Origin of the sequence: Nostocoides japonicum T1-X7, assembly GCF_001046855.1 — a bacterium.
GTDB classification, from domain to species: domain Bacteria; phylum Actinomycetota; class Actinomycetes; order Actinomycetales; family Dermatophilaceae; genus Nostocoides; species Nostocoides japonicum.
On sequence record NZ_HF570958.1, the window covers coordinates 4164928 to 4170927 of the forward strand.

Below are 6000 nucleotides of genomic sequence, written 5' to 3' on the forward strand. Positions count from 1 at the left end.
AACTCGGCACGTGCGGGGATGGAGTCAGGTCGGGGGCTCGGCGGGCGCCTCCGACAGGTAGAGGAGGACGGCCCGGACGCGGGGGTGCACGCCGTCGTCGTGGCCGACGCCGAGCTTGGCGAAGATGGAGTTGACGTGCTTCTCGACGGCGCGCTGGGTGATGACGAGGGACTCGGCGATCGCGCCGTTGGTTCGGCCCCGCGCCATCTCGCCGAGGACCTCGCGCTCGCGGGCGGTGAGCCGGTCCAGGTGTGAGCCGGGTGTGTTGCCCCGCGAGCGGACGAGCGCCTCGACGACCTTGGGGTCGATGACGGAGCCGCCCTCGGCGACCCGGCGGATGGCGGCGACGAGGTCGGCGACGTCCGCGACCCGCTCCTTGAGGAGGTATCCGCGGCCGTCGGCGCCGTCGCGGAGCAGGGTCCGCACGCAGGCGAGGTCGACGTACTGGCTGAGGAGCACGACGCCGGTATGCGGGCTCGCCCGGCGGGCGTGCTCGGCCGCCTGGACGCCCTCGTCGCCGTGGGCCGGTGGCATCCGGATGTCGGTGAGGACGACGTCGGGCCGCAGCTCGTCGATGGCTCGGAGCAGGCTCGGCAGGTCGTCGCAGGCACGGGCCACCTCGAGGTCGTCCTGCGCGTCGACGAGACCCCGCAAGCCCTCTCGGAGCAGGGCGCTGTCCTCGGCGAGGACGACGCGAATGGTCATCCCCCGATCATCCTCGCCGGAAGCCGGATCGTCGCCGACGCCGTGCCGTCGTCGACCTCCAGGCTCCCACCGAGCGCCTCGGCGCGATCGCGGACGAGGCGGGTGTGCTCCTCGGAGGCGTCGGGCAGCCCGGCGATCCTCATGACGAGCGCGCCGGGCGCAGACCACGTCACGACGAGGTCGGCGGCGGACGGAGCGGGGGAGAGGAGGTCGACGCAGGCGAAGTAGGCGGCGGCCTCGACCTCCGCCTCGACGCGCCAGTCACCGTCGGGCTCCACGACGATCCGCCAGGGGACGCCCGCGTGGTCCCGACGCCACTCGAGGGCCGCCCGCAGGCCGCGCTGGTGGAGCACCGGCGGGTAGATCCCGTGCGAGATCTCGCGGAGGCTCTCCAGGGCGACGGCGATCTCGTCGCGTGCGGTGCCGAGCACGGCCCATGCCGAGTCGGCCCGTGCCGAGTCAGCCGGTGTCGAGTCGGCCCCTGTCGGGTCAACCCCTGTCGAGTCGCCGCTCGCCGTCTCGGCGGCTCTCGGCGGCATCTGCGTCGTGGTGGTCCCGAGGGCGGCGAGTGCCGCGTCGGCCGTCGAGATGCGGTCGAGCACCTCCCGGTGGACCTGCCGGGCGAAGCGCTCAGCCTGGTCGGCACGGGCGGTGACGAGCCGTCCTCTCGAGATCCGCAACGCCTCGACCAGCCGGGTCGTCGTCTCCACCCGGTGCGTGAGGTCGAGGGTCAGGCGGACGTTGGACAGGGCGAGTCCGGCCGGCCCGGCGAGCCGGTCGAGGACCGCACCGTCGATCGGGTCGCTACCTCGCCCGGCGCGCGCGACCTCGAGGGTTCCGAGGTCCTCGCCGCCGTGACGCAGGGGGACGGACATCTCGTCGGTCGCGTCGGTCGCCCGGGGCGGCCAGGTCTGGACCCACTCCGCGCCGTCGGCCAGCCAGAGGCGGACCTCGCCGCGCGTGCTGCGGGTGGCCACGGCCGCGGTGCGCGCGAGCTGCGGCAGGACGTCCTCGGTCGGCAGCGTCTCGGCGGTGCGCCGGACGAAGGCGTCGAGCGTCGCATACGGGTTCCCCCGCCGTCCGTATGCGACGCGCTCCCCGATGCGCTCGAGCGGACCGGCGAGGAGCGGGACGACGACGGCGACGCCGAGAGCGGCGAGGACCCAGATGAGCGTCGCGTGACCGGTTCGCGCGCCGACGAGTCCGGCGACGGCGAAGGTCGTGAAGGCGATGACCGCGACGCCGACCGAGACGACCGAGGCGCGGACGACCTTCGGCGAGACGATCCGACGCAGGGGGCCGATGCTCACGACAGGGCCTCGGGAGGTGAGGGGACCCGGGGCACGCGGAACTCGACGGTGACCCCGGTCTGCGTCGTCGCGAGTCTCGCGGTCCCTCCGATCGGTGCGAGCCGCTCCCCGAGGTGCTCCAGCCCGGGCTCGGCCCGGGCCGCGCCGGAGCGGATCCCCACGCCGTCGTCGGCGACGGAGAGGACGATGTCGTGCTCGTCGGCGCCCAGCAGGACGACGGCTTGACGGGCTCGGCTGTGCTTCGCGATGTTCTGGAGGGCCTCGACCCCGCAGTAGTAGAGCGCGGTCCGAGCCTCGGAGGGCAGGTCGATCCCGGCCGTCCGGTCGTCGACGGACACCGCGATGCCGGCGGCAGCGAGGGTCGTGGCCGACTCCGAGAGGGCGCCCGCCAGTCCGCGACGGACGAGCGGCTCCGGCGGCGAGCCGTGTGCCAGCTCCGCGATGCTCGTCCGGGTCCGGCCGAGGAGCCGGCGAAGGTCTCCGATCTCCTGTGAGGAGATCTCCTCGGTCGACCGGGAGGTCAGCGTTCCGATCCGCAGGAGGGCGGCGACGAGCTCCTGCTGCGCCCCGTCGTGCAGGTCGCGCTCGAGACGGCGTCGCTCGGTGTCCTGCGCCGCGACGACCTGGGCGCGCGACATCGTGAGGTCGTCGGCGACGGTGCGGACGACGACGAGCTGTCGCGCGAGGTCGCGGGTGAGCCGGGCGTTCGTCACGAGGAGGCCGGCGTGGGCGGCGAGGTCGCGCACGAGGGACTGCTCGACCCGGGGCAGCCGGATCCCGGGCGGCACGGCGAGGGTGAGGGCGGCGACGAGTCGGCCGTCGTGGCGGACGGGCTCGCAGGGCGCGGGCGCGAGGGCCGCTCGGACGGCGTCCTCGGAGTCCCCGACGAGAGGCAGGCGGGTCGGACCCTCGTCGATGGCGCCGGCGGCTGCGGCGCGAACGAGCTCGGTGCCGTCGAGGAGCCACAAGGCGGCACCCGAGCAGCGGGTGGCGGCGACGACGACGTCGACGAGGTCTCTCGCGGGGTCGCCGGAGGACGTCAGCTGGTGCGCGAGCACGCGGAGCGCCTCCGGGGGGCTGAGCCGCTCCCCGAAGACGGCGCGATTCGCCAGCCGCGACCCGAGCCGGCGGACCGGGTATGCCGCCACGGCCACCGCGGTGAGCGCCACCGCTCCGACGAGGGAGGTGTCGCCGACGAGCCACTTCGCCACGAGAAGGGCTGCCCCGTAAGCGATCCCGACCAAGGCGGCGAGCCCGGCGAAGACGATGCCGCGGCTCACGAGCCGGTCGACGTCCCACAGCCGGAACCGGAGGATGCCGACCGCGAGGATGATCGGCACGAGGGCGAACACCGTCGGGAAGTTCGCCTCGACGACGGACGCGACCCACGTCCAGCCCGCCGCCCGCGCGAGCAGCCAGACGCTCGCGGCCGCGAGGGCCGGGACGAGCGCGATGACGAGGAGACGCGACTGCTGCCACTGCGGCATACCCGGCTCGAACCGGCGCAGCCGGACCAGCTGAGCGGGAATGCCGGCGACCGGGATGAGGACGCCGAAGAAGGCGACGAAGAAGGGCGGGTGGGCGACGAAGCTGCTGCGATAGCACACGACGGCGATGGCGATCGTCGTGACGAGCGCGAGGAGGCCCGTGTCCCGGCCGCCTCGGCCCACGGTGACCGGGAGCCGGCCGTCGGGGAACAGGATGACCGCCCAGACGTAGGCGACGCCGGACACGATGTGGAAGGTGAAGTGGACCGCCGTCACGAGGGGCGCGTTGACGAGGAGGTGGAAGACGACATGGCTCGGGGCGTTGAACGTCGCCGCGGTCCCCATGAAGCCGAGGGAGAGGAGCCGCGGCACCACGTCGCGGGGCCGGCGGCAGAGGAGGACGAGCCCGAGCCCGAGGTTGAGGATGCTGAACGCGTACTCGACGCTCACGATGCCCCAGCCCGCCGCCTCGGGGATCGCCATGAGCGCGCCGTGGGCGATGGTGGCGACCGACCCCGTCCCGCGGGCCAGCCGGGACAGGACCTCCATCGTCGCGGAGCTGCTCGCCGCGAGGGGAGGCAGCAGCCCGAGGAGGAGCCAGAGGACGAGCCCCGCGACGTAGAGGGAGGCGAGGACGAGGTATGCCGTGTCGAGGGTTCGGCGTCGGCCACCGCCGGGTGCGGGGAGCGATGACGACACGTGGCACCTCCGAGGCGACGAGGCCAGCCTAGGCCGGAGTCGTTCCGCTGGGACGCGGTGGCCTCCCAGCCTCTGGAAGATCCGGCCGGGGTGGTGCACACCACCCCGCGCCGGGGGTGTGCACCACCCCGTGGTGAGGCGCCCACCCCAGTCGAGGTCCGGGGGCCGCCACTCTCGTGCGGCGGGGGTCGCGACTGTCACTCTCGTAGTCAGCCAGAACGGCTGAATCACCTACAGGAGAATGGATTCCACGTCATGAACACACGTCTCGTCTCGCGCCGGACCCGCCACGCCCTCGCCGGGGGGATCGCCCTCTCCGGCGTCGTCGTCGGACTCGCGGCAGGGATCGCACCGGCCGGTGCCGCCACCCTCCAGGCCACGCCGGCCGCCGCCACGACCCAGGTCGCGACCCACGCTCAGGTCCGCCCGGACGGGTGGGCGACCGTCGTGTCGTGCACGGGCGTCCAGGGCTCGATCACCTTCAGCCCCGGGCTCGCCAAGACGGTCCACAAGCAGTCCGCCTTCCTCAGCGCGACCCTGAGCGGCTGCGTCGTGAACGGCAACGCCATCCCCGGGACCGGCACGCTGACCGCCGCCCTCTCCGGGAAGGACTCGGTCGCCTCCCAGGCGATGTCGGGCAGCTTCACCGTCTCGTGGCCGGCCGCGTCCGGTCTCAACCCCTCGACCGGCTCGGTGTCCATCATCGGACCGACGTCCAACGTCCTCGCGGTCGGTGGCAGCGGAACCTCGGGTGCCTACACCGGCGCCGCCTTCGGCACTGCATTGTTCCTCAGCGGGCACACCGGCCAGGGGACGGCCAAGCACCGCATCACGAACGAGTCGTTCGTCGCGAGCCAGCCGCTCACCGTCCGCGAGAACCTCGGCTGAGTCGGTGGATGCCGGGGCTGCGAGACCTGCGAGGGTCGGCGCCCCGGCGCCCCGGCGCCCCGGCGCCCCGGCGCCCCGGCACGCCGGTCCGGCAGGACGGGTGGGGGTCCTGCCGGACCGCCGACCGTCGGGCCGAGTGGGACCGGTGAGGGGCGGCCACCGCTCAGTAGCTGTAGCCACTGCTCTGGTTGTCGGCCCAGACCCCGAGGGTGATGAGCACGCCCGCGGCGATGATGCCGACGACGAGACCGATGGCGAACGCGATCCAGCCGATGCGCGTTAGGCGCGCCGACCCCTCGGGGTCGGAGTCCTTCTTCGACAAGGCGACGATGCCGAGGATCGCGGCCGGGATCTGGGTGAGGCAGCACATGACGGTGAGGACCGCCGACAGGACGAGCAGGACGATGGCCGAGGTGTTGCTCCGCGACCCGGGCACGGCGTATCCGGGCAGGGCACCCGGGGCGCCGGGTGGCCCGGCCGGATACGGACTCCCGCCGGTGGCGTACGGGTTCGAGCCCGCCGCATACGGACTCGTCCCGGATCCGTACGGGCTCGAGCCATAGGGATTCTGCTCGGGCGGGGGCGTCGACCTCGGGGCTGGGCTGCCGTAGGGATCGTGGGGTGGCGGCGCCCAGGGCGAGCCCTGACTGCCGGAGCCCTGCGGCGGACCCCCCGGGTATGCGGACTGCTCGCCGCCGTAGGGTCCGGGTGCCGCGTAGGGAGACGGGGGCGGCGGACCCTGGCCGGCCGAGGAGGGCGGGGAGTACGGCGAGGAGGGCGGGGCATACGGGCCGCCCTCGGGGGCCGGCGCCTGGGGGACCGGCGTCGTCGGGGAGCTCGGGACGGGCTGGGTGGGGGGCGTGGGCGGCACCGGCGGCTCGGGGGGCGGGGTCGGCGCGTCGGGCTCGGCG

At 74.1% G+C, this 6000-nt stretch carries 4 protein-coding genes and 1 pseudogene; 1 reads left to right on the forward strand and 4 read right to left on the reverse strand.

Features of this window, described 5'->3' with window-relative positions; genetic code table 11:
* Window positions 1-24 precede the first annotated feature (24 nt).
* From BN12_RS18885 to BN12_RS18895, 3 genes are read right to left on the reverse strand one after another with little or no spacing between them, the layout of a single operon-like run.
* On the reverse strand, window positions 25-705 hold the full coding sequence (locus BN12_RS18885; RefSeq protein WP_048554924.1) for a response regulator transcription factor: 681 nt from the start codon (window positions 703-705) through the stop codon (window positions 25-27).
* Window positions 702-2015, reverse strand: a complete 1314-nt coding sequence (locus tag BN12_RS18890) for a sensor histidine kinase (protein ID WP_048554925.1) — start codon at window positions 2013-2015, stop codon at window positions 702-704. The genes BN12_RS18885 and BN12_RS18890 overlap by 4 nt, the downstream gene beginning before the upstream one ends.
* Entirely contained in the window at window positions 2012-4201 is a 2190-nt protein-coding gene (locus BN12_RS18895) for a sensor histidine kinase (RefSeq protein ID WP_048554927.1), read from the reverse strand. Before BN12_RS18895 ends, BN12_RS18890 begins: the two co-directional genes overlap by 4 nt.
* Window positions 4202-4456: 255 nt before the next feature.
* Here BN12_RS18895 and BN12_RS18900 point away from each other — a divergent pair, with 255 nt between their 5' ends.
* Window positions 4457-5089, forward strand: a complete 633-nt coding sequence (locus BN12_RS18900; RefSeq protein WP_048554929.1) for a hypothetical protein — start codon at window positions 4457-4459, stop codon at window positions 5087-5089.
* Between the two features lie 163 nt (window positions 5090-5252).
* Here BN12_RS18900 and BN12_RS26305 read toward each other — a convergent pair.
* Window positions 5253-6000 (reverse strand): annotated as a pseudogene (locus BN12_RS26305) (hypothetical protein); the annotation flags it as partial.

Coding starts and splice junctions, on each gene's coding strand:
- BN12_RS18900 (WP_048554929.1), top strand. CDS start 4,457: ATGAACACACGTCTCGTCTCGCGCCGGACCCGCCACGCCCTCGCCGGG.
- BN12_RS18885 (WP_048554924.1), bottom strand. CDS start 705: ATGACCATTCGCGTCGTCCTCGCCGAGGACAGCGCCCTGCTCCGAGAG.